This window comes from Enterobacter cloacae complex sp. 309I3, assembly GCF_050031595.1.
In the GTDB taxonomy this organism is placed as follows: Bacteria; Pseudomonadota; Gammaproteobacteria; order Enterobacterales; family Enterobacteriaceae; genus Enterobacter; species Enterobacter cloacae.
In genome coordinates this window covers 1,953,054-1,978,547 of record NZ_JBLGWI010000001.1, presented here as the reverse complement: position 1 = coordinate 1,978,547, position 25,494 = coordinate 1,953,054, and the positions used below count along the sequence as shown (strand labels likewise).

Below are 25,494 nucleotides of genomic sequence, written 5' to 3'. Positions count from 1 at the left end.
TTCTAATAAAACAACGATAAGCTGCTAAAACGCCGCAAAATAGCGCACTCGAAACTGTGATCCTTGTCGTTTTACGCCTGAAGGGTTAGTTTTAACAGTTAACACATTCTGTTTATGGTCTGCATATGGAGGGCGTGATGGCTCTGCAACACGAGATTATTCAGGCGCTGGGCGCGAAGCCTGCGGTAGATGCAAATGAAGAGATCCGCCGAAGCGTTGATTTTTTAAAATCCTATTTAAAAACGAACTCGTTTCTGAAAACGCTGGTACTGGGCATCAGCGGCGGGCAGGACTCGACGCTGACCGGCAAACTCTGCCAGATGGCCATTTCAGAGCTGCGCGAAGAGACGGGAGATGAAGCGCTGCAGTTTATCGCCGTGCGTCTTCCGTATGGCGTGCAGGCAGACGAACAGGATTGTCAGGATGCCATCGCCTTTATCCAGCCAGACCGCGTACTGACGGTCAATATCAAAGGATCGGTGCTGGCGAGTGAACAGGCGCTGCGTGAAGCGGGCATTGAGCTGAGCGATTTTGTGCGCGGCAATGAAAAAGCGCGCGAACGTATGAAAGCACAGTACAGCATTGCAGGCATGACCAAAGGCGTGGTTGTCGGGACCGATCACGCGGCAGAAGCCATCACCGGTTTCTTCACCAAATATGGCGACGGGGGCACCGACATTAACCCTATCTTCCGTTTGAACAAGCGTCAGGGTAAACAACTGCTGGCTGCGCTGGGCTGCCCGGAGCATTTATACAAGAAAGCGCCAACGGCGGATCTGGAAGACGATCGCCCTTCCCTGCCGGATGAAGCGGCGCTCGGTGTGACCTATGACAACATCGATGATTATCTGGAAGGCAAAAAACTGGACGAGAGTATCGCGAAGATTATCGAAGGCTGGTATCTGAAAACCGAGCACAAACGCCGCCCACCCATTACCGTGTTTGACGATTTCTGGAAGAAATAAAAGCAAAACGGTAACCCAGGTTACCGTTTTTAATGTTTGCGCCCTCTCCCGTGGGAGAGGGTTGGGGTGAGAGCATAAGGCGACCCGGCTCTTTTTTAACCACCCTACACCTGCTACACTGTATACCTGAACAGTATATGGAGTCGTATGTGAGCAGGCGTCAATCTGCCCCGCGTCTGGAGTTTGAAGCGGCGGCTATCTATGAATATCCCGAACATCTCCGCCCCTGGCTTGAGGAATTACCTAAACAGCCGGGCGTGTACATCTTTCATGGCGAAAGCGACACTCTGCCGCTCTATATCGGCAAAAGCGTGAATATTCGCAGCCGGGTGCTGTCCCATCTGCGCACGCCGGACGAAGCCGCCATGCTCCGCCAGTCGCGACGCATCAGCTGGTATCCGACGGCAGGGGAAATGGGAGCGCTCTTACTGGAAGCCCGGCTGATCAAAGAGCAACAGCCCTTGTTTAATAAGCGTCTGCGCCGCAATCGTCAGCTCTGCTCGCTGCAGATAACCGCGGGCAAACCGCAGGTTGTCTATGCGCGCGACGTCGATTTTTCGCACGCACCGAATCTGTACGGCCTGTTCGCCAACAAACGTGCGGCGCTACAGGCGCTGCAAACGCTGGCGGACGAGCAGCAGCTTTGCTATAGCCTGCTGGGGCTGGAGGCCACCACCCGTGGACGCGCCTGTTTCCGCTCTGCGCTCAAACGCTGTGCGGGTGCCTGCTGCGGCAAAGAGAGCGTCGAGGATCATCACGCCCGGCTTCTTGGCGGGCTGGCGGCCATCAGCGTGAAGTGCTGGCCGTGGGAAGGGGCCGTTGCGCTAAAAGAGGTGGGAGAGACGATGACGCAGTACCACATCGTTCATAACTGGTTCTGGCTGGGGGCGGTCGATAATCTGCAGGAGGCCGCCACCCTGTTACGCACACCCGCCGGCTTCGACCATGATGGCTACAAAATTCTCTGTAAGCCCGTGCTGACCGGCGAGTTTGACGTGATTGTGCTTAATGACCAGGCAGCCAGTTGATTTCGCTGAATAATAACCTGCCGTGCGATTCCAGCAAACGCAGGGTGTGGGTTCCCTCCTCCCAGCTCGCGCCCTGATCGGCTGTCAGCAATTTATCCCCCAACTGCCACGCACCGCTTAAGACGAAGACTACACCCCCGCGTGAGCCAAAGGTAGTGAAGGTGCGGTCTGCCACCCGCACTTTCGCCTGGCAGCAATCCCGCCGGGTCATGATGTTGAAGTCCATCGACATCTGCCCGTCGCTTAGCAGCGCTTTTACCGGCTGGTCGCCGGAAAAACAAAAGGGCTGATGGTGCTTCAGGGTATGGCAAAACGCCTGACCGGCATCCAGCGTCACTTCCCCCCCTTCCAGCAGGGTGATAACCCGGTCAACACCGGGAAAGGAGGAGAATTCGCCATTGCTGGCGATGGTCGCAATGCTGGCACGCCAGAAAAAATCGCGCGTCGCGGGAGGAAAACAACAAATTTCGCGCGTCTCACCAGCACCATTGCGCCAGAGACTGACCGGCATTTTACGGATATCAAAGAACTCCATCACCACTCCTGAATGGCGCAACGAGCGCCAGGGCAAGGATATCGCTATCGTTGCTGTCTTGTTTGTTATGATTGAATAGTTACAGACGTAGTATCGGCAGCAGAGCGGGCAAGCCTTAGCGGGACGCTGATAAAAAATCTAACGTCATGAATTCTCTGAAGCGATGACAGGAGAATACCGCGCCTGTTGCGGCAGACAAGAGGGTAAGAAAGAAAAAACCGCCGGTCCTGTCCACAGCATTTGCGCTTTTGTAGACAGGATCCCGGCGGTCTTAAGAGAGTGAACCGATTATTCGGTTGGTGCTGGCATTTTACCTTCCATTGCCGGACGTTCTGTCAGACGCTTCTCAAAATTGGCATTAAATTGTTTTTTCTGTTCCGGCGTCAGAATGTTGTAGATCTTGTTCTGGGTTTCCATATGAGCCAGCATGCGGGCTTTATGCTGCTCAGCCATTTTGTCGATCTGCGCTTCGGCTTTTGCCTTATCGAAGCTGTCGCTGGCGATAATGTCATGCATCGCGCGGCGCTCTTCCAGCGGAGGACGTTTCATCTGGTCACGCTGGCTTTTCATGATGTCGCGGATCTGCTGTTTCTGCGCATCCGTCAGGTTCAGATCTTTGAACATCATCATCTCGTGCATACCCGGCTTGCCTTTGTGATGCATCATCATTTTGCCTTCAGCAGGCGCGGCAGTGGTGGTTGCGGTATCTGCGGCGAACGCCATGCTGGTAGCGCCCAGAGCCAGGGTAGAAGCAACAAACAGTGCAGTAAACTTACGCATAATTTATTTCCTTACTTTCAGTTATTCTTCGGCGCTATGCCGTGTTGACGAGATTAACTTTACGGGGTTTATCGTCAATTAGTCAGAGCAACGGTAAAACAATGAAAGTGTAAAAAACAAATTTTCGCCAAATATGGAGGAAATAAGGATAAAGCGTGGAGAGTTGCAACAAAAATATGCAATAAGCTGATTATTAAGAGATTGTGCAGAAGTATAACCAACTGCCGTTTAATAATAAAGCAATTATCCAGGAATATTCTGCAAATAAAATACGATCGCCTTAATCGCTAAGAATATAGTTTTAATATTCCCCTCCCGCAGACAGGAGGGGAAACGATCAGGACACTTTTTCCAGCATCAGCCCGGCCCGCAGACCAAAGGCCACAGACGGGTTGGGGAACAGCACATATTCGGTTGTTTTCTGCACCTCATAGCGCTCGTCGCCATCCTCCGCCAGTAATACCCCCTTGCGAAACGGCGTAAAATTGAGCGTGTGGGCCGCCATATGTAGCTGGAAAGCCTCGCTACGGCGGGTGATCTGCTGCACAACCCGATAACGCTCGACGGGCTGGCTGGTATGCTCCGGCTCCGTCCCCCCCAGCAGCGCCCGCAGCGCAAAATGCGTCGGGGCAAAGCGCGTAAGATCGTTTTGCCCAAACGGCAGCGCTTTTCCCAGCTCCAGCGTGCAGGCCAGCGCGCCGAAGCGTTCGCAGGTAAAGTGCGTAAAGGTTCCCCCCGGCGACTGATGGAAGACCAGCGCTTCCAGTCCCGCATCCCCCAGCCAGCGCAGAAAATCTTCCTCCCAGGGCTGATTACGCTGCGGCAGTACGCCAAAACGCACGTGATACGAGGCGCGGATCGCCGTATGCAGATCGAGATGCCAGCGCGATGGCCCCGCGTCGGTGAAAAAGGAGGTGACGATCTGCTCCAGCCACTGCGCCCGTGCCGTTTCATCACTTTGTGGGAATTGCGACCAGCGGCCACCGAACATGCGGTTGATGTCGCTCACCAGATAGCGTTTGTTTTGCGCCAGCGCAGGCGGGTTTCCCAGAACCACCAGCAGACGGCAGTGCAGCGCGATCTCCCCGCTATACAACGCGCGCAGCAGCAGGTCGACAATCTCGACGGGCGCCGTTTCATTGCCGTGAATGCCGGTTGAGAGCAGAAGCGACAGTTCACTCCTGGCGGTCGGTGTCAGTTCAAGCACGCCGCGCCCCAGCCACCGCCAGTGGAATGAGGGGCCCTCCCCCTCACGTTGTGAGGGCGTTTCGTCTGCCAGCGTCAGCGCCAGTAAATTTTCCATAGCGCCTCCTTTAGCGCTGGAACGGGTAAACCGAACCCAGTTGCAGGATTGAGGTTAACGCGTCCAGCGCCTCGCGGCCTTCGCGCAGCAGCTGCGGGTCAACCAGATCGGCCTGCGTTAACCGGTCGCGATAGTAGCGGTCCACCCAGTCGTTGAGGGTGTTAAACAGCGTCTCATTCATCATCACTGCTGGGTTAACGGCCTGCATTTCGGCAGGCGTCAGGACCACGCGCAGGCGTAAACAGGCCGGACCGCCCCCGTTTGCCATGCTCTCGCGCAGATCAAAGACGCGCAGTTCCGCAATCGGGTTATCGGCTTTCACCAGTTCAGTCAGATAACGCCACACGCCCGGGTGATCGCTGGACTCCTGCGGCAGCACCAGCATCATGCTGCCATCGTTCCGGCTCAACAGCTGGCTGTTAAAGAGGTAGGTCTCAACCGCATCCTGCACGCTCACCGCCTGCGTCGGCACCTGAATCGGCGTAAACCCGGGCACGCGTTCATGCAGCGTGGCGAGGAGTTTCTCCTGATGGACGAACGCCTGCTCGTGGCAGAACAGAACCTGGCGGTTAGAGACGGCAATCACGTCGTTATGGAACACGCCCTGGTCGATCACATGCGGGTTCTGCTGGGCAAAAATCACCTGCGACGGATTGACCTGATTCAGACGCGCCACGGCCTGGCTTGCCGCCAGCGTCTGTCGGGCCGGGTAGCGGGTTGGCGCAGAGTGGCCACCCTCTTCCCGCCCGTAAATAAACAGCTGTAACCCCGGTTCGCCGTAATCGCCGCCCAGACGGTTATGGTTGGCAGCACCTTCATCACCAAACATCGCCACCTGCGGCAGAGCCGGATGGACAGCAAAATGGGCGTCATTATGGAAAATGGCGCGCAGCACGCGCTCCGTGGTCTCCGCTTCGGTGGCGCGGTGGAATTTGTTGTTCAGGTTCGCCACCGTCAAATGGACCTTGCCATCCAGCGTATCGGCAGAGGGCGCAACGGTCGCCGCATTGGCCACCCACATTGAGGAGGCAGAACTCGCCGCCGAGAGCAGGTGTGGCGTCTGCGTTCCCGCTTTCTCCACCACCTGTTCATCAGTGCCGCTAAAACCAAGCTGACGTAACACCGCCACGTTTGGACGCTCCTGCGGCGGGATCACCGCCTGCGGAAAACCCGCGTCCGATAGCGCCTTCATTTTCAGCAGCCCCTGCTTTGCCGCCAGTTTCGGGTTGGAGACCTGAAAACGGTGTTTCGTCGAGGCTTCATTACCAAAGGAGAGCCCGGCATAGTGGTGCGTCAGCCCCACCAGTCCGTCAAAATTGACTTCACGCGCTTTCATGGCGATCTCCCTGACTAAAATCCAGACCCGGACTCAGCGTTTCCGGCAGCGTCAGCGCAGGTGTTTCCAGGCTCGCCATCGGCCACGCGCAGTAATCTGCGGCATACCACGCGCTGGCGCGATGGTTCCCGGAAGCCCCTACGCCGCCAAACGGGGCGGTACTCGCGGCACCGGTCAGCGGTTTGTTCCAGTTAACAATCCCGGCGCGCGCTTCGAGCAGCAGCTGATCAAACTTCTCGCGCTGCGGTGAAATCAGACCGCTCGACAGGCCGTAGCGGGTGTTGTTGGCCATCGCAATGGCACTGTCAAAATCGTCATAGCGCCAGACGCACAGCAGTGGTCCAAAGACCTCTTCATCCGGCACGTTGCTCGCGCCGCTCATCTCAACAATGCCCGGCGTCAGCAGCGACGTGCCCGGCTGAACCTGCTTCGGCTCCAGCAAGGTTTTCGCGCCGCGTGAGACATGGTCCTGCCAGGCTTTCAGAACGTTCAGCGCCGCCTGTTCGGAGATGAGCCCGCCGATAAACGGCTGCGGGTCGGCATCCCACGTCGCAGGCACCAGACGCGCGCTCACCTCTACCAGACGCCTGAGGAACGCATCGCCCTGCGCCCCGCGCTTCACCAGCAGACGACGCGCGCAGGTGCAGCGCTGGCCGGCTGTAATAAAGGCCGACTGGATGGTCAGGTGGACTGCCGCGTCCATATCATCAGGATCTTCCACAATGAGCGGGTTGTTCCCCCCCATCTCCAGCGCCAGAATTTTTTCCGGCTGCCCGGCCAGCTGGCGATGCAGCTGATAGCCCGTCCCGGCGCTGCCGGTAAACAGCAGGCCATCAATATCACTTAACGCGCTCAGCGCCTGGCCGGTTTCACGCCCGCCCTGCACCAGGTTCAGTACGCCCGGCGGCAAACCCGCCTGCTCCCAGAGCTTCACCACCACCTCACCGGTCAGCGGCGTTAATTCACTCGGTTTGAAAATGACGCTATTTCCCGCCAGCAGTGCGGGCACAATATGCCCGTTTGGCAGATGCCCCGGGAAGTTGTAGGGGCCAAACACCGCCAGCACGCCGTGGGGGCGATGGCGCAGCGTGGCCGCGCCGTCAGCCATTTCGGTATGCTGCTCGCCGGTGCGGGTATGGTACGCCTTTACCGAGATGGCAATTTTGTTGATCATCGCCGTCACTTCAGTCGCCGCTTCCCAGCGTGGCTTGCTGGTCTCCAGGGCGATCGTGCGGGTCAGCTCGGTTTTGTTTGCTTCCAGCAGAGACGCAAACTTTTCGACAATCCCCTGGCGCACAGTGAACGGCTGTTTCGCCCACGCCGGAAACGCGCGGCGCGCGGCGTGGCAGGCCTGTTCAACCTGCCCGGCGCTGGCATCATTACCTTTCCAGAGCACCTCGTTGCCGACCGGATTGGTCTTCACTCGCTGTTCGCCTTCGCCCGTTACCCAGTCTCCGTTGATCCATAAAGTCATGCTGTTTTCTCCTCAGGGCAGAGTCGCACCAGGCGAACCGTATCGCCGGCATTACATTTCAGGGCATCCAGTTCTGCAGCCGTCAGCACCAGACGTTCACATTTCGGGTTGGTACGCACCAGCATGGCGCGGAAGTTGGTGTAATTTTCGTTCGCCACCAGGCACGCCGGCCAGTCACCCGGCGCGGGCTGACCTTCAGAGACGTCAACCAGTCGGCTTTTACGGATCGCGCGCACGCGGTCGATGTCGCACTCCAGCGTCGGCCCGCCGTCAAAGATGTCGACATAGTTACGGTAGCGGAAGCCTTCTTTCTCCAGCACCGCGCGGGCAGGCGCAGTTTGCGGATGGACTTCGCCAATCACCGCCTGCGCTTCAGGGGTTAAGAAATGGGTATAGATAGGGTGTTTCGGCATCAGCTCAGCGATAAACGCTTTCTGCCCGGTGCCGCACAGATAGTCTGCCCGGCTGAACTCCATCGAGAAGAAACGCTCGCCCAGGCTCTCCCAGAATGGCGAATAGCCTTTGTCATCGATCACACCGCGCATTTCGGCCACCACCTTTTCGTTAAAACGATCGCGGAAAGCGGCCATAAACATAAAGCGCGATTTGGAGAGCAGATACCCGTTGCCCTCTTTACGCCACGCCGGATCAAGGAACAACGTGCAAAGCTCGCTGGCACCGGTGTGGTCATTACAGAGAAACAGCGTCGGCAGCGCATTATAGACGTTCAGCTCTTTCGAGGCATGAACCATGGTGCCCACGCGGTAGTTGTACCACGGGTCGTTAAGGCCGACGGCCACTTCGATGGCGCAGATCCCGGCTACGGTCCCCGTGTCGGTATCTTCCAGCACGAACACATAGCCCTGTTCGCTTTTTGGCAACGTCCCCTGCCAGGTTTGCAGGGCGCGCTCAATGCGCGCCGACAGCGTTTTTTCATCGGCAGGAAGCGAGGTCAGCCCGCCCCCCGTCTTACCGGCAAGCTGCATGAGCCCGGCGAGATCGCCGCGCTCAACGGGACGGATGACCATCATGATGACACCCCGGATTTCACACGTTCACAGGCCAGCGCAAAACGGTCTAAACCGGTGCTCACCTCTTCCTCGCTGACAATCAGCGCAGGGGCAAAACGCACCACGTTGGCACCGGCAATCAGCACCATCACGCCCTGTTTCGCCGCTTCCTGTGAAATAAGTTTAGCTTTTCCGGCAAACTCCGGCGTCAGTTCGCAGCCAATTAACAGCCCCAGGCCGCGAATCTCTTTAAACAGACCGGTCTTGCTGTTAATGGCGTTCAGACGCTCCACAAACCAGTCGTGACGCTGTTTAACCCCCTTCAACACTTCCGGGGTATTGATGATATCCAGAACCTGTCCGGCCACGGCCGTTGCCAGCGGGTTACCGCCATAAGTGGTGCCATGCGTGCCCACGACCATTACGCTGGCGAATTTATCGGTGGTCAGCATCGCGCCAATCGGGAAGCCGCCGCCCAGCGCTTTCGCCGTTGAGAGAACGTCCGGCGTTACGCCGTAGTGCATATACGCATACAGCTCACCGGTACGGCCTACGCCGGTCTGCACTTCGTCGAAAATCAGTACCGCGTTGTGACGGTCGCACAGTTCGCGCAACCCCTGCAGGAACGCTTTCTGTGCGGGCAGCACACCGCCTTCTCCCTGCATTGGCTCGACGATCACCGCGCAGGTGGTGTCGTCGATCAGCTCGCGGGCTGACTGCAGATCGTTATACACCCCGTGGCGGATATCCGGCGGCAGCGGCGCAAAGTCCTGCGAGTAGGACGGCTGCCCCCCTGCGCTGACGGTAAAGAGCGTGCGGCCATGGAACGCGTTCTTAAAGGCCACAATCCCGCTCTTGTGCACACCGAATTTATCGTGCGCATATTTGCGTGCCAGCTTCAGTGCCGCTTCGTTCGCCTCCGCGCCCGAGTTGCAGAAAAAGACTTTCTCCGCAAACGTCGCGTCGATCAGTTTTTTCGCCAGACGCAGCGCCGGTTCGTTGGTATAGCCGTTCCCGGTGTGCCAGAACTTCGCCGCCTGGTCGTTTAATGCCTGGCGCAGCGCCGGGTGTGCATGGCCCAGCGCGTTAACCGCAATCCCGCCCGCAAAGTCAATATACTCCTTACCCTGCTGATCCCACAGGCGCGAGCCTTCCCCACGAACCGGAATAAAAGCCGCCGGAGCGTAAACCGGCATCATCCATTCATCGAAATTTTCACGCGTAATTGACAGAGACATAGCGACCTCATCCGGTAAATAAAAGGTTATTTGAATGTTAAATAATTGAGTGTTTGCACTGTGAATGTAGATTGCAGCCTTCGTGCCAGCCAGCGATAAAAATGCATAAACGGGTGGAGGTAACAGAATATCAATAAGTTACAACATGGAGTTATTCACTGTTAGTGCATAAAAAGTGAATATTTTTACGACAAGCGGCGCTTTGCCGCATGAAAATCAGAAAGAGTATGCAGAGGCCAAATATAATTCTGGAATTGTGATCGCTCGCGAAATTTATCGGCCATTTACGCCCCTTTTAAGGGCGAAGCGCGTCAGAATGGTGCAAATATTGCACCGTTGGCATTATCTGTCGCAGTTATTGGTCAATCCCCGTAACAGACGACGCAAATTCTGCTACCATCCATGCACTATTCACCTTGCACTGGCAGCGACTATGAAATTTGTCTCTTTTAATATCAACGGCCTGCGTGCCCGCCCTCACCAGCTTGAAGCGATTGTTGAACAACATCAGCCTGATGTGATCGGCCTGCAGGAGACAAAAGTTCACGACGATATGTTTCCCCTCGAAGAGGTGGTGAAACTGGGTTACAACGTCTTTTATCACGGGCAGAAAGGGCATTACGGCGTTGCCCTGCTGACCAAAGAGACGCCGGTTTCCGTCCGCCGCGGCTTCCCGGGTGATGGCGAAGAAGCGCAGCGCCGGATCATCATGGCGGAAATTCCTTCAGCGCTCGGCAATATCACCGTGATCAACGGCTATTTCCCGCAGGGGGAGAGCCGTGACCATGAGACCAAATTCCCGGCGAAAGCGAAGTTTTATCAGGATCTGCAGGATTACCTGACTACCGAACTGAACAAAGAGAATCCGGTGCTGATCATGGGCGACATGAATATTAGCCCGACCGATCTGGATATCGGCATTGGTGAAGAGAACCGCAAACGCTGGTTGCGCACCGGCAAATGTTCATTCCTGCCGGAAGAGCGCGAGTGGATGGATCGCCTGCTGAGCTGGGGTCTGGTGGATACCTTCCGCACGGCTAACCCAGACACCCAGGATCGCTTCTCATGGTTCGATTACCGCTCAAAAGGCTTTGATGACAACCGCGGGCTGCGCATAGACCTGCTGCTGGCAAGCTCCCCGCTGGCGGAACGCTGCATTGAAACCGGGATCGACTACGATATCCGCAGCATGGAAAAACCGTCGGACCACGCGCCGGTGTGGGCGAAATTCAAGCTGTAACCCCGTGTGAACATTCGAAAAATTGTCGTACTGTGCGCCCTGCTGGGCGCCTTTATGCTGACGTGGCTCACTTTTCCTCCGGGCACGCTCTCTCTTGAAACCATCAAAACGCATCAGCAGACCTTGCTCGCCTGCGTCGAACACGCCCCGCAGCAAAGTGCGCTGATCTTTTTTGCGCTCTATGTGGTGGTTTCCGCCCTCTCTATCCCCGGTGCCGCGATACTGACTCTGCTGGGCGGCGCGCTGTTTACGCTGTGGAAGGGGACGCTGCTGGTGTCGTTTGCCTCCACGCTCGGCGCCACGCTCGCGATGCTCGCCAGCCGTTATCTGCTACGCGACTGGGTTCAGCGACGGTTTGCCCAACAGATGAAAACGGTGAACGCCGGGATGGCGCGTGACGGCGCAGGGTATCTATTCGCCCTGCGCATGATGCCGTTGTTCCCGTTTTTTCTGGTCAATCTGCTGATGGGGCTGACCCGCATTGGGGTGCGTCGGTACTGGTGGGTCAGCCAGCTCGCCATGCTGCCCGCAACGGTTATCTTCCTCAACGCCGGCCGCGAGCTGGGAAAAATCACCTCGCTGCGCGATATTCTGTCGCCGGGCATGCTGTTAGCCTTTACACTACTGGGGTTATTACCGCTGATGAGCCGATGGCTGTTTTCCCGACTCCCCTCTTCGTTTAAAAAGTGAGGCATTATGCGCCGTGTGCGTTTTTGCGCGTTTCTGACCGGTCTGCTGCTGACCGCCCCTCTGTGTGCCGCCGACAGCTGGCACGTTATCCAACAACAGGCCAAAGGCCAGACCGTCTGGTTTAACGCCTGGGGAGGCGATCAGGCGGTTAACCGTTACCTCGACTGGGTCAGCGGCGAGATGAAAACGCACTACGCGATCAACCTCAACATTGTCCACCTGGCCGATGCGGCGGATGCGGTAAAACGGATCCAGACAGAAGCTGCCGCCGGGCGTAAGACCCATGGCTCTGTGGATCTTTTGTGGGTTAACGGTGAGAATTTCCGCACGCTGAAAGAGGCTAACCTGCTGCAAACCGGATGGGCACAGACGCTGCCTAACTGGCGTTATGTCGACACGGGCAAACCGGTCACGGAAGATTTCGCCCTGCCAACCGAGGGCGCAGAATCTCCGTGGGGTGGCGCGCAGCTCACCTTTATCGCCCGCAAAGCGAGCATGCCCACTCCACCGTCAGACCCGCAGGGATTACTGGCCTGGGCCAAGCAGCATCCGGGTAAAATCAGCTATCCTCGTCCGCCTGATTTTACCGGCACCGCGTTTCTGGAACAGTTACTTCTCACGCTCACCTCCCGGCCCGATGCGCTGAAACGCGCGCCCGATGACACCTTTGCACAGGTTACCGCGCCACTCTGGGACTACCTCGACAAACTCCACCCGCTGCTGTGGCGAGAAGGAAAAGATTTCCCGCCTTCACCTGCGCGGATGGATACCCTGCTCGCCCGCGGCAGTCTGAGCCTGTCGCTGACCTTTAACCCGGCACATGCGCTGCAAAAAGTGGCCAGCGGTGAACTGCCTGCCGACAGCTACAGCTTTGGTTTTCACAACGGGATGATCGGTAACGTTCATTTTGTTGCCATCCCGGCGAACGCCAGCGCCAGTGCGGGGGCCAGGGTGGTTGCCAATTTCCTGCTCTCACCTCAGGCGCAGATCCGCAAAGCCGACCCGGCGATCTGGGGCGATCCGAGCGTACTGCAGGCGAACACGCTGCCCGCAGATGAAGCAAAACAGCTTCAGGCCCACACGCCACAAGGGCTTCCGCGGATGCTTGCGGAGCCACACGCAGCCTGGGTTAACGCGCTGGAGCAGGAATGGCTGCGTCGTTACGGCACCCGCTGAGCGCACTCATCTGGCTGGCGATGGCGGCAGTGTATCTGCCGCTTGTTCCCGCCGCCGCCATGCTGTTGACTCCGGCGCTGTCGGCAGGAAACTGGCAACGCCTGTTTGACGACCCGCAGATCCCGCAGGCGCTCGCCGCCACCCTGGTATCCACGCTGATTGCCACTTTCGGCGCCCTGTTTATCGCCCTGATTTTCGTCACCACGCTCTGGCCCGGTGAGCGCTGGCGTCTTCTGTGCACCCGTTTGCCGTGGCTGCTGGCCGTTCCCCACGTTGCTTTCGCCACCAGCGTGTTGCTGACTTTTGCCGAAGGCGGTCTGTTTTATCAGCTCTGTACACGCTGCTCCCCGATGTTGGATCGCTACGGGATTGGGCTGGGGCTGACTCTCGCCGTCAAGGAGAGCGCCTTCGTGCTGTGGGCGATATATGCGGTGTTACCTGAAACCCGGCTGGGTCGCCAGAATGTCGTGTTGCAAACCCTGGGATATGGGCGGATCCAGCGGCTGTGCTGGCTGGTGATCCCGGAGATCGCGCCGGCGCTGGGTGCCACAATGCTGGCGGTGCTCGCCTGGTCCCTCTCTGTTGTGGATGTCGCCATTATCCTGGGGCCGGGGAATCCGCCTACCCTGGCGGTACTGGCCTGGCAGTGGCTGACCCAGGGCGACGTGCAGCAGCAAACGAAAGGAATGCTGCTCTGCCTGCTGATGCTCGCGCTGCTGGCCGTGCTTTCGGCGCTGGGGTTCGGTATCTGGAAAGCGTGGCGTCGCACGCTGCCCGCGCTGACAGGGGTGCGACGCACGTTCCCCCTCGCGCCGCCCGCCCGTATGCTCAGCGGAATCCTCCCCGCATGCGGCATGCTTTGCGCCGGAGTGCTGCTGATGCTGGCCCAGTGGGATGATGTTAGCGCCGTGCGTGCCAGTTTATCGTTCGGCCTGCTTGCCAGCCTGATAGGCCTGATCATGATACTGCTCTGGCTGGAATGGGGGCCGCGGCGTGGTGCGCTGTGGGTCTGGCTCCCTCTCGCCCTTCCTGCGCTGCCGTTGGTTTCCGGGCAATACAGGGTGGCGTTATGGCTGGGTATCGACGGGCAGTACGCCGCCGTGCTCTGGAGCCATCTGCTGTGGGTGTTGCCGTGGATGCTGCTGATACTGCAACCCGCCTGGCGGCGCATCGATCCGCGGCTTCTCCTCACGGCCAGAACGCTTGGCTGGCGGCGGACAAAAGTCTTCTGCCTGATCAAATGTCCCCTGCTGTTGCGCCCCGCGCTGCTGGCGTTTGCAACCGGATTTTCGGTCAGCATGGCGCAATACATGCCAACACTCTGGCTCGGCGCGGGGCGTTTCAGCACCCTTACCACCGAAACCGTGGCGCTCAGCAGCGGCGGCAGTATCCCGATTCTGGCTAACCGGGCGCTGTGGCTTCTGTTGGTGACAGGGGCCGTCTTCGGCGTTGCCGCACTGTTATCCCGGCTCGCAGGCCATTATCGACGAGGATTACGTTAATGCTGAAGGTCAACAATCTCACCATTGCGCCGCTGTTCCGTGAGGTTAACTTTTATGTCCCTCGCGGTGAAATCGTCACCCTGATGGGGCCGTCCGGCAGCGGGAAATCGACCCTGTTCTCATGGATGGTTGGGGCACTGTCTGACGACTTTCAGGCGCAGGGCGAGCTGTGGCTTGACGATCGCCGCTGTGACGGGCTGCCTGTCGAGCAACGCGGGATCGGTATTCTCTTTCAGGACGCACTGCTGTTTGACCAGTACAGCGTCGGGCAAAATCTGCTGCTGGCGTTACCGGCGCGAATAACCGGACGCGCACGCCGGGAAAAGGTGCAACAGGCTCTGGATTCAGCCGGGCTAAATCGCCACTATGCCAGCGATCCGGCCACGCTATCCGGCGGGGAGCGTGCCAGGGTGAGCCTGCTGCGGGCTCTGCTTGCCGAGCCACAGGCGTTGTTGCTGGACGAACCGTTTAGCCGCCTTGATAAATCACTGCGGTCGTCCTTTCGGACATGGGTGTTTGATGCCCTGCGCGCACGCAATATCCCGGTAGTGCTGGTCACGCATGACGATGAAGATATTCCGCCGGGTGGCGAGGTGATTGAGATTTCTCGCTGGCAATAATGTGCTAACGCAATGTTTTACCTTTCAGGAGAGACGACAATGCCCCCCTCTTTTACTGACGTCAGGTTATTCGATGAAACGTGTTTCTCAACTGACCGCGCTGGCCCTGCTTTGCGGCCTCGCCTCACTCTCTTGCATGGCCGCTGATATGCCCCATTCGCTCACACTGGCTCAGCTTCAGGAACAGCACGGCGCGGCGATCGATACCCGTGCCAGTGCGTTTTATAACGGCTGGCCGCAAACGCTGAGCGCCCCCTCCGGGCACGAGCCCGCTGCGCTTAACCTCTCTGCCACCTGGCTGAGCGCGCTGAGCGACGACCAGATTGGCCGCTGGGCAAAACAGCATCAGCTTACCCCCACAACGACTATCGCCCTCTACGGCAGTGACGCTGACAACCAGGCGGTGAGCGCCCGCCTGAAGAAAGCCGGTTATCCCCGGGTTTCCGTTCTCAGCGATGCCCTGCAGTCCCCTGAGCGTCTGCAGCGCCTGCCGCACTTTGAACAGCTCGTTTACCCGCAGTGGATTTATCAGCTTTCTCAGGGCAAACCGGTGGCAGCCGCCCCGGCCGGTGACTGGAAAGTGATTGAAGCCGCCTGGGGTGCGCCGAAGTTCTATCTGCTGAACCACATTCCCGGCGCGGATTATATTGATACCAACGAAGTGGAAAGCGAGCCGCTGTGGAATAAGGTTTCTGACGACAAACTGAAAGCGATGCTGGCAAAACACGGGATCCGTCACGATACCACCGTCATTCTGTATGGTCGCGATGTCTATGCCGCCGCCCGCGTGGCGCAAATTATGCTCTACGCGGGCGTGAAGGACGTGCGTATTCTTGATGGTGGCTGGAAAGCGTGGTCAGAGGCCAACCTGCCGGTGGAAAGAGGGATGCCTGCTGATGTCAAACCCGCTCCCGATTTCGGCGCGCCGATCCCCGGTCAGCCACAGCTGATGATCGATATGGCGCAGGCGCGCGGGATGCTGCATCGCCAGGATGCTTCGCTGGTCAGCATTCGCTCGTGGCCGGAGTTTACTGGCGAAACCAGCGGCTACAGCTACATCAAACCCAAAGGTGAAATTGCCGGTGCCCGCTGGGGTCATGCCGGAAGCGATGCCACCCATATGGAAGATTTCCATAACCCGGACGGCACCATGCGCAGCGCCGATGACATCGCCGCCATGTGGAAAAGCTGGAACATCCTGCCGGAACAGCACGTGGCCTTTTATTGCGGTACCGGCTGGCGAGCCTCTGAGGGCTTTATGTATGCCCGGGCGATGGGCTGGAAAAACATCTCCGTCTATGACGGTGGCTGGTACGAATGGAGCAGCCACCCGCAAAACCCGGTGTCGTCTGGCGAACGCGGACCCGACAGTTCGCGCTAGGGCGTGAGTGAACGCAGCGTCAGATACCCGCTCCAGATGCGCGTTGTGGTGGTCAGCCAGCACAACGCGCCAAATACCCACGCGAGAAGCGTGAAGTGCGCCGGAAACAGGCAGCACAACACAAACAGCACGATGGTTTCCGTCCCTTCCGTTAATCCGCCGATATAGTAAAACGACTTGTGCGCATAGCCGGGGTTATCGATATTGTGTTTCGCCGCCAGAGCGGCAAAGGCCAGAAAGCTGCTGCCGGTTCCGATAAAGGCGAACAGTAGCCAGGCCGCGGCCAGCGCATTCTCAGCGGGAGCCGCGAGGGCAAAACCAAACGGCACCAACGCGTAGAACAGAAAATCGAGCGCGATATCCAGAAACCCGCCCGCATCCGTCAGCCCTCTGCGGCGTGCCAGCGCGCCGTCCAGGCCATCCAGCAGGCGATTAACCACAATGGCGACCAGGGCCGCCGGATACCAGCCAAGCGCCAGAAACGGTAGCGTCAGCACGCCTGCGGCAAATCCGGTCAACGTTAAACCATCGGGCGTGATGCCGGGTTTATCCAGCCAGGAGGCCAGCCGATTAAGGGCGGGCTTTACCCGGGGGTGAAGATGTCGATCAAGCATACGGCTTTCCTTTAAACGTGTCGCACAATCCCTGCGCCGGGACATCAAGGGCGGCATTAAAGCGGGCCGAAAGGTTTTGAAACGCAATCAGCGCCGTCATTTCGCTAATCGTCTCATCGGTAAAAAGGCGTTTGAGCTCGCGTTTGAGCGCCTCATCCACCTGCGGCGGCGTGGCGGTCACGGCCTCCGCGTAGGCCAGCGCCGCGCGCTCCTGCTCATTGAAAAGCGCGGCGTCACGCCACTGGCTTACGGCCTGCACTTTATCCAGCGCGCCCGCGCGTTCGGCAAGACGCAGGCTATTGGCATCAATACAAAATGCACAGTGACAGAGCTGGGATACCCGCGTCATCAGCAGCGAGCGCAGCACCGGCGTCAGACGAGCGTTGCGTCGCTCCAGAAACCCGACAAACAGCGCCACCAGCCAGAACAGGCGCGGCATTCGTCCCCACCAGCGCGTGGGGTTAAGCACTGCGCCAAAGTGTTTTTTCTGCATGGCGGCAATGGGTTTGAGGCTGGCGGGAAGGGATTCAACCGGGGCAACCCAGGTGGATGTCTCTTTCACGTGATTCTCCTGATGACTGGACTCCTGGAAAGGGCACGATAATATGGTGTTTTTCGCTATCAAGTATTGACGACCATGCTGAAAACACTCGATGTCGTTGCGGCAATCATCGAAAAAGACAATAAAATTTTACTGGCGCAGCGCCCCATGCATGCCGATCAGCCGGGCCTGTGGGAGTTTGCCGGTGGAAAGGTGGAAGCCGGAGAAACGCAGCCCGAAGCGCTGATCCGCGAGCTGCAGGAGGAGTTGGGGATCCACGCGCGACCGTCGTACTACGTGGCAAGCCACCAGCGGGAAGTGTCACAGCGGTTAATCCATTTACACGCCTGGCACGTGCCCCACTTCAGCGGTGAGCTAACGGCGCACTACCACAGCGCCCTGGTGTGGTGTACGCCTGAAGAGGCGTTTGACTACCCCTTAGCCCCGGCGGATATTCCGCTGCTGGAAGCCTTTATTCTTTTACGCGACGCCAGACCAGCGGGTTCGTGCTGATGGTGCGTTCATCGCGCTGGCACTGCAGCAGGATGCCGTCCGCTTTCACCACCGCCCCTTCTGAGTAGTTCTGGTCCTGATAGATGCAGCACTGGTTACAGGGCTGCGCTCTCTGGCCGCTGGAGCTAAAGACCTCCGGCGGTACGTTCACTTCCACATCCGGACGAATGCGGTCAGCCTGCGCGCCAGCGCTCAGCATCAAACATAACGCGGTCATCACGTAACGGTTCATAGACTTCTCTTCCTGTTGTGTCCTGATAATGACTATAACGGTTAATCATCGCGGAACCTTTAATTTATCTCGTCATCGCTTTTGGTTATGACGCCGCACTGGTCATTAATTTCCCTTTCGACATAAATTTCTGCTTGCTTCGCAAAGCGGTACGGGTGGTATAGTCAAAAAAACAACACAAATCGTATAAGACACATACGGAAATTATCATAAGAGGTTCTTATATCTATGGATCAGACACGCACTCTGGAAAGTTTTCTCACCCATGTTCAGCAGCGCGACCCGCATCAGAGCGAGTTTGCGCAGGCCGTACGTGAAGTAATGACCACCCTGTGGCCCTTCCTGGAACAAAACCCACGTTATCGTCAGATGTCTTTGCTTGAGCGCCTCGTCGAACCTGAGCGCGTGATCCAGTTCCGCGTGGCGTGGGTGGACGACCGCAATCAGATTCAGGTGAACCGCGCGTGGCGCGTGCAGTTTAACTCGGCTATCGGGCCGTTTAAGGGCGGGATGCGCTTCCACCCTTCAGTGAACCTGTCGATTTTGAAATTCCTTGGCTTTGAGCAGACCTTTAAAAACGCGCTCACTACCCTGCCGATGGGCGGCAGTAAAGGCGGCAGCGATTTTGACCCGAAAGGCAAAAGCGAAGGCGAAGTAATGCGCTTCTGCCAGGCGCTGATCACCGAGCTTTATCGCCACCTTGGCCCGGACACCGACGTCCCTGCCGGTGATATCGGCGTGGGCGGGCGTGAAGTGGGCTTTATGGCCGGAATGATGAAAAAGCTCTCAAACAACAGCGCCTGCGTCTTTACCGGCAAAGGACTCTCCTTTGGCGGCAGCCTGATCCGCCCGGAAGCGACCGGCTACGGTCTGGTCTATTTCACCGAAGCGATGCTGAAACGCCACGGCTTAGGCTTTGAAGGCATGCGCGTGGCGGTCTCCGGCTCCGGCAACGTGGCGCAATATGCCATCGAAAAAGCAATGCAGTTTGGTGCCCGCGTGGTCACCGCGTCTGATTCCAGCGGTACCGTCGTGGATGAAGCCGGCTTCACGGCTGAGAAACTGGCGCGTCTGTGTGAAATCAAAGCCAGTCGCGATGGCCGCGTGGCCGATTATGCCCGCGAGTTTGGTCTGACCTATCTTGAGGGTAAACAACCGTGGGGCGTGTCGGTGGATATCGCCCTGCCGTGTGCAACCCAGAACGAACTGGACGTTGAAGCCGCCCGCACCTTAATCAGCAATGGCGTAAAAGCGGTAGCCGAAGGGGCGAATATGCCAACCACCATCGAGGCGACCGATCTGTTCCTGGAAGCAGGCGTACTGTTTGCACCGGGCAAAGCCGCCAACGCCGGCGGCGTGGCAACGTCCGGTCTGGAGATGGCGCAAAACGCCGCGCGTCTGGGCTGGAAAGCAGAGAAAGTGGATGCCCGTCTGCACCACATCATGCTGGATATTCACCATGCCTGCGTAGAGTACGGCGGTGAGGCCTCGCAAACCAACTACGTGCGTGGTGCGAATATCGCCGGGTTCGTGAAGGTGGCGGACGCGATGATTGGGCAGGGTGTGATTTAAGGTTTATCGTGCGGCCGGGTGCCCTCTCCCACAGGGAGAGGGGAACAAAACGAGGGTATCAGGCCGCGCTCTTTTTCTTTTTAAACGGTTTCTTCGCACCACCACCCGGTGCCACCATTCCTCTGAACCGCTTCACCGGCGTGCTGCGCGCCTGATCGATCAGCTGGTACAGCGTCCCCACCAGCGGCTGCATAAAGTCCTGATAACGGCACTGTTTCTCGCTGATTTGCGTCAGCACCGATTCCCAGTGCGCCGTCATATCCGGCCTGGCGGCCAGCTCCGGCAGGGAGTGGATTAATGCCCTGCCCGGCTCGGTGGAGTGAATATAGCGCCCTTTTTTCTCCAGGAAGCCGCGCTTGAACAGCAGTTCGATGATCCCCGCGCGGGTCGCTTCGGTTCCCAGCCCGTCAGTGGCGCGCAGGATCTTTTTCAGTTCTTTGTCCTGCACAAAACGGGCAATCCCGGTCATGGCGGAGAGTAGCGTCGCATCGGTGAAATGGCGTGGTGGCTGCGTCTGGCGCTCTACCACTTCCCCTTTCTCACACAGCAGCTCGTCGTCTTTAGCCACCACCGGCAGCGGAGTACCGTCGTTCTCTTCGTCACGCTCTTTGTTGCCAAGCAGCGTACGCCAGCCCGCTTCCGCCAGAAAACGCGCTTTGGCAATAAATTTGCCTTTGGCGATCTCCAGCTCAATGACGCACTTGCGGAACACCGCGTCAGGGCAGAACTGCATCAGATACTGACGCGCGATCAGGTTATAGACCTTCGCTTCGTTCTCCGTCAGGTTGACGTTGCTGGCCCGCGCCGTCGGGATGATCGCATGGTGGGCATCGACTTTTTTATCGTCCCAGCAGCGGTTATGGGTATCCGGATTGACGACCGGCTGCGGCAGCAGATCCGGCGCATGCACGCCGATGGCGTTCATCACCGCGTGGCGTCCGGCAAAGTGTTCTTCAGGCAGGTAGCGGCTGTCTGAACGCGGATAGGTGATGAGCTTGTGGGTTTCGTAGAGCTTCTGGCAGATATCCAGCACGTTCTGCGCGCTCAGGCCAAAGCGCTTCGCGGCCTCAATCTGCAGGGCAGAAAGTGAAAACGGCAGCGGTGCGGGTTCGGATTCCCGTTTATCGTTATAGCTGGTGACGATGGCAGGTTGACCGGTGATCCGGTTGACCACATGCTCCGCCAGCGGACGGTGCAGCAGACGGCCCTCTTCATCCTGATACGATTCGCAGGCATCGCTCGGCTGCCAGACGGCGGTAAAACGCTCCTCTTTCGGGGTGACGATGTGCGCTTTCACTTCGAAGAAATCTTTGGAAACGAAGTTTTCAATTTCTTCATCACGGCGCACCACCAGCCCCAGCACCGGCGTTTGCACGCGGCCTACGGAGAGTACCCCCTGATAGCCGGCATTCCGCCCAAGGATCGTGTAGGCGCGGGTCATGTTGATCCCGTACAGCCAGTCTGCGCGCGCACGGGCCAGCGCGGACACGCACAGCGGGATAAACTCGCTGTTGGCGCGAAGGCGCGAAATCGCCCGCTCCACCGCCTGCGGGTTGAGGTCGTTAATCAGGCAGCGCTGCACCTGCTGGCGTTTTTCCGGCGCCAGCTCCAGATAGTCCAGCACTTCATCCACCAGCAGTTGTCCTTCCCTGTCCGGGTCACCGGCGTGGACAACTTCAGACGCTTCATGCAGAAAGCGCTTAATGACGTTGAGCTGTTTGGTGACGGAGGGGCGCGGTTGCAGGCGCCATTTTTCCGGCACGATAGGCAGATCGTTGAGGTTCCAGCGGGCATAGCGGCTGTCGTAGACGTCTGGCTGTGCCTGCTCAAGCAGGTGACCAATGCACCAGGTGACCACCTGCCCGTTACCGCATTCAATAAAGCCGTCGCCTTTGCGATGCGGCTTCGGCAGCACATCGGCGATGGCACGGGCCAGACTCGGCTTTTCGGCAATAAACAACCGCATCGAATTAACGGATCTCAATCATCGGTCGGCCACCGCGCGCGGTCACCAGCTCGCCGATCGCCGTCAGGGTGATACCAAACTCGGCGGCCGTTGCCTGCACCTCGGCTTCTGACTCCGGCGTGACTGCCAGCAGCAGACCACCCGAGGTTTGCGGATCGCACAGCAGGTTACGCCACTCTTCAGGCATTTCGCCCATCAGATGACCATAGCTGGCAAAGTTACGCTGAGTACCGCCCGGCACGGCGCCCTGGGCAATGTACGCTTCCACGCCTGGCAGCTTCGGCACGTCCTGATACCAGACCTGCGCCTGCACACCCGCGCCCTGGCACACTTCAGAGAGATGCCCCAACAGGCCAAAACCGGTGACGTCTGTCATCGCCTTCACGCCGTCGATATTGGCGAAAGCGGCACCGGCCAGGTTCATCTGGCACATCACTTCCGTTGCCAGACCTTTGTGTTCCGGTTTCAGCAGGGATTTTTTCTCGGCAGTGGTCAGTACGCCAATGCCCAGCGGCTTGGTGAGGAACAGCTTGCAACCCGCCTGCGCGGTGCTGTTGCGTTTGACGCGCTCGGTAGGCACCACGCCCGTGACCGCCAGACCGAAGATCGGCTCCGGCGCATCAATAGAGTGACCACCGGCCAGGGCAATCCCCGCCTGCTGGCAGGCAAAGCGTCCGCCCTCAATCACCTGGCGGGCTATTTCTGGCGCAAGGGTGTTGATCGGCCAGCCCAGAATCGCAATCGCCATAATCGGTTTACCGCCCATCGCGAAGATATCGCTGATGGCGTTGGTCGCCGCGATGCGCCCGAAATCGAACGGGTTATCGACAATCGGCATAAAGAAGTCAGTGGTACTGATAATGCTGGTGCCGTTACCCAAGTCATAAACCGCTGCATCGTCACGCGTTTCGTTGCCAACAAGCAGGTTCGGGTCGACAAACTTCGCCTGTTCACTGTGCAGGATGGTTTCCAGCACTTTGGGGGAAATTTTACAACCGCAACCGGCTCCGTGGCTGTATTGCGTTAAACGAATGGTTTGCTCGCTCATGGACATCTCCTGTCAATGCAATCGCGCTATGGTAGCGCTCATTCCTTAAAGAGGTAAGTATGACTGTCTGAATTCTGCGGCAGATGCTCAGAATCCAGACAGTTTAGCGCGCGTTATCAGAAACGGCTGACGAAAGGCGTAGTGTCCGGCACGCTAATGGTGCTGGAGGCTTTAAGCTGAGGGGTGCCGAGATAGAGGAAACCGACGATTTTGTCATGCTCGCCGCAGTTGAGTCCGTCGCGCACCGCCGGGCTTTCAGTCAGTGGCCCGGTACGCCAGATACCGTTGAAGCCTTGTGCAACAGCGGCCATCTGCATCGCCATCACCGCGCATCCCGCCGACATCTCCTGCTCCCAGACCGGCACTTTATGCTCCGCCTGACACTTCGCCACGACGGCGATAATCATCGGTGCACGGAACGGCGCGTTACGGGCTTTATCGATCCCTTTCTCATCCTGACCGGCGGCAACCGCCCCCTGCTCCAGCAGCTGACTGAAGCGCTCGCGGCCTTCACCTTCAATAATAAAGAAGTGCCACGGCTGAAGTGTGCCGTGATCCGGCGCACGCATACCGGCACGCAGAATGTTCTCCAGCTGCTCACCCGCTGGCGCAGGTTCCGCCAGACGTGACGCGCTACGGCGGTTAACAAGCAGTTCAAGTGCGTCCATTGGTTAACTCCTTTCTTGAAATTTACTCACAAAATTAACACGACGGCAGATTTTGTTACAGCCTGGCAGGCGATTCCTGCTGACAAGTGGCGGTTGGGTCATTACGATAACCCAACATTACCGTCCAGTGGCGACGGAAACAGTCATTTTCTGGTTAGGGAGAATACATGCGAACCCTTTGGCGAATCTTTGCCGGTTTCTTTAAATGGACGTGGCGACTGCTCAATTTCGTCCGCAACCTGGTGATGAACCTCGTGTTCATCCTCCTGGTGCTGGTTTGCGCGGGCATCTGGATGCACATCAGTAACGCAAACCAGTCACAGCATTCGACGCGCGGCGCGCTGCTGCTCGACATCACCGGCGTGATTGTCGATAAGCCTTCCACCAGCAATCGTCTGGGAGTGATTGGTCGTCAGCTGTTCGGCGCTACCTCGGACCGTCTGCAGGAAAACTCCCTGTTCGATATTGTCGATACCATTCGTCAGGCAAAAGATGATCGCAACATTACGGGTATCGTGCTGGATCTGAAAGATTTTGCCGGGGCCGACCAACCTTCCATGCAGTACATCGGCAAAGCCCTGCGTGAATTCCGTGACAGCGGTAAACCGGTGATCGCAATAGGCGACAGCTACAGCCAGGGGCAATATTATCTGGCGAGCTTTGCCAATAAAATCTGGCTTTCACCTCAGGGTACGGTCGACCTGCACGGCTTTGCCACGAACGGGCTTTACTACAAATCTCTGCTCGACAAGCTGAAGGTCACCACCCATGTGTTCCGCGTCGGTACGTATAAATCTGCCGTGGAGCCATTTATCCGTGATGACATGTCCCCTGCCGCCCGTGAAGCGGACAGCCGCTGGATTGGTGAGCTGTGGCAGAACTACCTGACCACGGTTGCCAGTAACCGCCAGATTACCCCTGCACAGGTCTTCCCTGGTGCTCAGGGCGTGCTGGACGGCTTGCGCAAGGTTGACGGCGATACCGCGAAATATGCGCTTGATAACAAGCTGGTCGATGCCCTGGGAACCAGCGCGGAGATCGAAAAGTCCCTGAGCAAACAGTTCGGCTGGAGCAAAGAGGATAAAAATTACAGCGCGATCAGCATGTACGATTACGCGGCGAAAAAACCGGATGAGAGCGGTGACAGCGTTGCCGTCGTCTTCGCCAATGGCGCAATCATGGACGGTCAGGAGACACCGGGGAACGTCGGCGGTGATACCACCGCGTCGCAGATCCGTGACGCGCGTCTTGATCCGAAAGTGAAAGCGATTGTGCTGCGTGTGAACAGCCCGGGGGGCAGCGTCAGCGCCTCTGAAGTGATCCGCGCCGAGCTGGCCGCAGCGCGTGCAGCAGGTAAACCGGTGGTGGTTTCCATGGGCGGCATGGCGACTTCCGGCGGTTACTGGATCTCAACCCCGGCTAACTACATCGTCGCTAACCCAAGCACCCTGACCGGATCAATTGGCATCTTCGGGGTGATCAACACGGTAGAGAACAGCCTGGATTACCTGGGTGTGCATACGGATGGTGTGGCCACTTCACCGCTGGCGGATGTGTCGGTAACCAAATCCCTGCCACCTGAAGTGTCCGAGATGATGCAGCTCAGCATTGAGAATGGCTACAAGCGCTTTATCACGCTGGTCGCTGACTCGCGTAAAAAGACGCCGCAGCAGATCGACGAAATTGCTCAGGGCCACGTCTGGACAGGACAGGATGCGAAGAACAACGGCCTGGTCGACAGCCTGGGTGACTTTGATGACGCGGTGAAGAAAGCCGCCGAACTGGCGAAGCTCAAACAGTGGCATGTTGAATACTATCAGGATGAGCCGTCGTTCTTCGATATGGTGATGGACAGCATGTCCGTCTCCGTGCGCGCCATGTTGCCAGAAGCGCTGCAGGCTTATCTGCCAGCGCCTGTCGCCACGGCCGCTAAAGCGATGAAAGCGGAAAGCGATAAGCTCGCGGCGTTTAATGATCCACAAAGTCGTTACGCGTTTTGCCTGACCTGCGCAAACGTACGTTAAACCCCGTCCCCTCTTCCGGTGAAGAGGGGATTTTTTTC

The 25,494-nt window shown here is 58.0% G+C and carries 24 protein-coding genes; 11 read left to right on the top strand and 13 right to left on the bottom strand.

Annotation, left to right across the window (positions count from 1 at the left end):
* Positions 1-137 precede the first annotated feature (137 nt).
* A complete protein-coding gene (nadE, locus tag ACQG22_RS09380) occupies positions 138-965 on the top strand; it encodes an ammonia-dependent NAD(+) synthetase (protein ID WP_013097024.1) in 828 nt (275 codons plus the stop codon).
* Positions 966-1,114: 149 nt separating this feature from the next.
* A complete protein-coding gene (cho, locus tag ACQG22_RS09375; protein ID WP_013097025.1) occupies positions 1,115-1,993 on the top strand; it encodes an excinuclease Cho in 879 nt (292 codons plus the stop codon).
* Here the strand turns inward: cho and ves are convergent.
* From ves to astC, 7 genes are all read right to left on the bottom strand, one after another.
* Complete coding sequence (gene ves, locus ACQG22_RS09370; RefSeq protein WP_013097026.1) at positions 1,971-2,528, bottom strand: environmental stress-induced protein Ves; 558 nt, start codon at positions 2,526-2,528, stop codon at positions 1,971-1,973. The two genes, cho and ves, sit on opposite strands and share 23 nt — an antisense overlap.
* 288 nt (positions 2,529-2,816) lie before the next feature.
* Positions 2,817-3,308 (bottom strand): ATP-independent periplasmic protein-refolding chaperone Spy, encoded by a 492-nt coding sequence (spy, locus tag ACQG22_RS09365; RefSeq protein ID WP_014831529.1) that lies wholly within the window; start codon positions 3,306-3,308, stop codon positions 2,817-2,819.
* A 337-nt stretch (positions 3,309-3,645) separates the two neighbouring features.
* Positions 3,646-4,611, bottom strand: a complete 966-nt coding sequence (astE, locus tag ACQG22_RS09360; RefSeq protein WP_102752487.1) for a succinylglutamate desuccinylase — start codon at positions 4,609-4,611, stop codon at positions 3,646-3,648.
* Between the two features lie 10 nt (positions 4,612-4,621).
* Positions 4,622-5,947 (bottom strand): N-succinylarginine dihydrolase, encoded by a 1,326-nt coding sequence (gene astB, locus ACQG22_RS09355; RefSeq protein ID WP_369706440.1) that lies wholly within the window; start codon positions 5,945-5,947, stop codon positions 4,622-4,624.
* A complete protein-coding gene (astD, locus tag ACQG22_RS09350; RefSeq protein ID WP_097534761.1) occupies positions 5,934-7,421 on the bottom strand; it encodes a succinylglutamate-semialdehyde dehydrogenase in 1,488 nt (495 codons plus the stop codon). The genes astB and astD overlap by 14 nt, the downstream gene beginning before the upstream one ends.
* Positions 7,418-8,452, bottom strand: a complete 1,035-nt coding sequence (gene astA / locus ACQG22_RS09345) for an arginine N-succinyltransferase (RefSeq protein WP_014831525.1) — start codon at positions 8,450-8,452, stop codon at positions 7,418-7,420. The genes astD and astA overlap by 4 nt, the downstream gene beginning before the upstream one ends.
* Positions 8,449-9,669 carry a succinylornithine/acetylornithine transaminase gene (gene astC, locus ACQG22_RS09340; RefSeq protein WP_029882003.1) on the bottom strand — a complete coding sequence of 407 codons (1,221 nt, stop codon included), beginning with the start codon at positions 9,667-9,669 and terminating at the stop codon, positions 8,449-8,451. The genes astA and astC overlap by 4 nt, the downstream gene beginning before the upstream one ends.
* Before the next feature lie 433 nt (positions 9,670-10,102).
* Here astC and xthA point away from each other — a divergent pair, with 433 nt between their 5' ends.
* From xthA to ACQG22_RS09310, 6 genes are all read left to right on the top strand, one after another.
* Positions 10,103-10,909 (top strand): exodeoxyribonuclease III, encoded by an 807-nt coding sequence (gene xthA, locus ACQG22_RS09335; protein WP_038979896.1) that lies wholly within the window; start codon positions 10,103-10,105, stop codon positions 10,907-10,909.
* Between the two features lie 6 nt (positions 10,910-10,915).
* A complete protein-coding gene (locus tag ACQG22_RS09330) occupies positions 10,916-11,599 on the top strand; it encodes a TVP38/TMEM64 family protein (protein ID WP_369706439.1) in 684 nt (227 codons plus the stop codon).
* Positions 11,600-11,614: 15 nt separating this feature from the next.
* A complete protein-coding gene (locus ACQG22_RS09325) occupies positions 11,615-12,775 on the top strand; it encodes an ABC transporter substrate-binding protein (protein ID WP_369706449.1) in 1,161 nt (386 codons plus the stop codon).
* The gene (locus ACQG22_RS09320) at positions 12,748-14,277 is read left to right on the top strand and encodes a thiamine ABC transporter permease (RefSeq protein WP_369706438.1); all 1,530 of its coding nucleotides are present in this window, start codon (positions 12,748-12,750) and stop codon (positions 14,275-14,277) included. The genes ACQG22_RS09325 and ACQG22_RS09320 overlap by 28 nt, the downstream gene beginning before the upstream one ends.
* A complete protein-coding gene (locus ACQG22_RS09315) occupies positions 14,277-14,897 on the top strand; it encodes an ATP-binding cassette domain-containing protein (protein ID WP_013097037.1) in 621 nt (206 codons plus the stop codon). The genes ACQG22_RS09320 and ACQG22_RS09315 overlap by 1 nt, the downstream gene beginning before the upstream one ends.
* 73 nt (positions 14,898-14,970) lie before the next feature.
* The gene (locus tag ACQG22_RS09310; protein ID WP_013097038.1) at positions 14,971-16,278 is read left to right on the top strand and encodes a sulfurtransferase; all 1,308 of its coding nucleotides are present in this window, start codon (positions 14,971-14,973) and stop codon (positions 16,276-16,278) included.
* Here the strand turns inward: ACQG22_RS09310 and ACQG22_RS09305 are convergent.
* On the bottom strand, positions 16,275-16,892 hold the full coding sequence (locus ACQG22_RS09305; RefSeq protein WP_038419143.1) for a CDP-alcohol phosphatidyltransferase family protein: 618 nt from the start codon (positions 16,890-16,892) through the stop codon (positions 16,275-16,277). The two genes, ACQG22_RS09310 and ACQG22_RS09305, sit on opposite strands and share 4 nt — an antisense overlap.
* Positions 16,885-17,454: a carboxymuconolactone decarboxylase family protein gene (locus ACQG22_RS09300; protein WP_102752492.1), complete on the bottom strand. Its 570-nt coding sequence runs from the start codon at positions 17,452-17,454 to the stop codon at positions 16,885-16,887. The genes ACQG22_RS09305 and ACQG22_RS09300 overlap by 8 nt, the downstream gene beginning before the upstream one ends.
* A 75-nt stretch (positions 17,455-17,529) precedes the next feature.
* Between ACQG22_RS09300 and ACQG22_RS09295 the strand changes: the two genes are divergently transcribed.
* Positions 17,530-17,946 carry a pyrimidine (deoxy)nucleoside triphosphate diphosphatase gene (locus tag ACQG22_RS09295; RefSeq protein WP_013097041.1) on the top strand — a complete coding sequence of 139 codons (417 nt, stop codon included), beginning with the start codon at positions 17,530-17,532 and terminating at the stop codon, positions 17,944-17,946.
* Here ACQG22_RS09295 and ACQG22_RS09290 read toward each other — a convergent pair.
* Positions 17,906-18,178 (bottom strand): YnjH family protein, encoded by a 273-nt coding sequence (locus ACQG22_RS09290; protein WP_013097042.1) that lies wholly within the window; start codon positions 18,176-18,178, stop codon positions 17,906-17,908. The genes ACQG22_RS09295 and ACQG22_RS09290 overlap by 41 nt on opposite strands.
* 228 nt (positions 18,179-18,406) lie before the next feature.
* On the opposite strand from ACQG22_RS09290, the gene gdhA reads away from it, so the two are divergent.
* Positions 18,407-19,750, top strand: coding sequence for an NADP-specific glutamate dehydrogenase (gene gdhA, locus ACQG22_RS09285; RefSeq protein WP_369706437.1), 1,344 nt, complete (start codon positions 18,407-18,409; stop codon positions 19,748-19,750).
* A gap of 58 nt (positions 19,751-19,808) precedes the next feature.
* Here gdhA and ACQG22_RS09280 read toward each other — a convergent pair whose 3' ends face one another.
* The 3 genes from ACQG22_RS09280 to ACQG22_RS09270 form a co-directional block, all read right to left on the bottom strand.
* Positions 19,809-21,716: a DNA topoisomerase III gene (locus ACQG22_RS09280; protein ID WP_114518686.1), complete on the bottom strand. Its 1,908-nt coding sequence runs from the start codon at positions 21,714-21,716 to the stop codon at positions 19,809-19,811.
* A gap of 4 nt (positions 21,717-21,720) precedes the next feature.
* Entirely contained in the window at positions 21,721-22,764 is a 1,044-nt protein-coding gene (gene selD, locus ACQG22_RS09275; protein ID WP_014831513.1) for a selenide, water dikinase SelD, read from the bottom strand.
* A gap of 116 nt (positions 22,765-22,880) precedes the next feature.
* The gene (locus ACQG22_RS09270; protein ID WP_013097046.1) at positions 22,881-23,432 is read right to left on the bottom strand and encodes an NAD(P)H nitroreductase; all 552 of its coding nucleotides are present in this window, start codon (positions 23,430-23,432) and stop codon (positions 22,881-22,883) included.
* 167 nt (positions 23,433-23,599) lie between these two features.
* On the opposite strand from ACQG22_RS09270, the gene sppA reads away from it, so the two are divergent.
* Positions 23,600-25,456, top strand: coding sequence for a signal peptide peptidase SppA (gene sppA, locus ACQG22_RS09265; RefSeq protein ID WP_369706436.1), 1,857 nt, complete (start codon positions 23,600-23,602; stop codon positions 25,454-25,456).
* Positions 25,457-25,494: the final 38 nt, after the last annotated feature.

Excerpts from the sequence above, each read along its gene's own strand:
- nadE (WP_013097024.1), top strand. The coding sequence starts at position 138 with ATGGCTCTGCAACACGAGATTATTCAGGCGCTGGGCGCGAAGCCTGCG.
- ves (WP_013097026.1), bottom strand. The coding sequence starts at position 2,528 with ATGGAGTTCTTTGATATCCGTAAAATGCCGGTCAGTCTCTGGCGCAAT.
- spy (WP_014831529.1), bottom strand. The coding sequence starts at position 3,308 with ATGCGTAAGTTTACTGCACTGTTTGTTGCTTCTACCCTGGCTCTGGGC.
- astE (WP_102752487.1), bottom strand. The coding sequence starts at position 4,611 with ATGGAAAATTTACTGGCGCTGACGCTGGCAGACGAAACGCCCTCACAA.
- astB (WP_369706440.1), bottom strand. The coding sequence starts at position 5,947 with ATGAAAGCGCGTGAAGTCAATTTTGACGGACTGGTGGGGCTGACGCAC.
- astD (WP_097534761.1), bottom strand. The coding sequence starts at position 7,421 with ATGACTTTATGGATCAACGGAGACTGGGTAACGGGCGAAGGCGAACAG.
- astA (WP_014831525.1), bottom strand. The coding sequence starts at position 8,452 with ATGATGGTCATCCGTCCCGTTGAGCGCGGCGATCTCGCCGGGCTCATG.
- astC (WP_029882003.1), bottom strand. The coding sequence starts at position 9,669 with ATGTCTCTGTCAATTACGCGTGAAAATTTCGATGAATGGATGATGCCG.
- xthA (WP_038979896.1), top strand. The coding sequence starts at position 10,103 with ATGAAATTTGTCTCTTTTAATATCAACGGCCTGCGTGCCCGCCCTCAC.
- ACQG22_RS09320 (WP_369706438.1), top strand. The coding sequence starts at position 12,748 with ATGGCTGCGTCGTTACGGCACCCGCTGAGCGCACTCATCTGGCTGGCG.
- ACQG22_RS09315 (WP_013097037.1), top strand. The coding sequence starts at position 14,277 with ATGCTGAAGGTCAACAATCTCACCATTGCGCCGCTGTTCCGTGAGGTT.
- ACQG22_RS09310 (WP_013097038.1), top strand. The coding sequence starts at position 14,971 with ATGAAACGTGTTTCTCAACTGACCGCGCTGGCCCTGCTTTGCGGCCTC.
- ACQG22_RS09305 (WP_038419143.1), bottom strand. The coding sequence starts at position 16,892 with ATGCTTGATCGACATCTTCACCCCCGGGTAAAGCCCGCCCTTAATCGG.
- ACQG22_RS09295 (WP_013097041.1), top strand. The coding sequence starts at position 17,530 with ATGCTGAAAACACTCGATGTCGTTGCGGCAATCATCGAAAAAGACAAT.
- ACQG22_RS09290 (WP_013097042.1), bottom strand. The coding sequence starts at position 18,178 with ATGAACCGTTACGTGATGACCGCGTTATGTTTGATGCTGAGCGCTGGC.
- gdhA (WP_369706437.1), top strand. The coding sequence starts at position 18,407 with ATGGATCAGACACGCACTCTGGAAAGTTTTCTCACCCATGTTCAGCAG.
- ACQG22_RS09280 (WP_114518686.1), bottom strand. The coding sequence starts at position 21,716 with ATGCGGTTGTTTATTGCCGAAAAGCCGAGTCTGGCCCGTGCCATCGCC.
- selD (WP_014831513.1), bottom strand. The coding sequence starts at position 22,764 with ATGAGCGAGCAAACCATTCGTTTAACGCAATACAGCCACGGAGCCGGT.
- ACQG22_RS09270 (WP_013097046.1), bottom strand. The coding sequence starts at position 23,432 with ATGGACGCACTTGAACTGCTTGTTAACCGCCGTAGCGCGTCACGTCTG.
- sppA (WP_369706436.1), top strand. The coding sequence starts at position 23,600 with ATGCGAACCCTTTGGCGAATCTTTGCCGGTTTCTTTAAATGGACGTGG.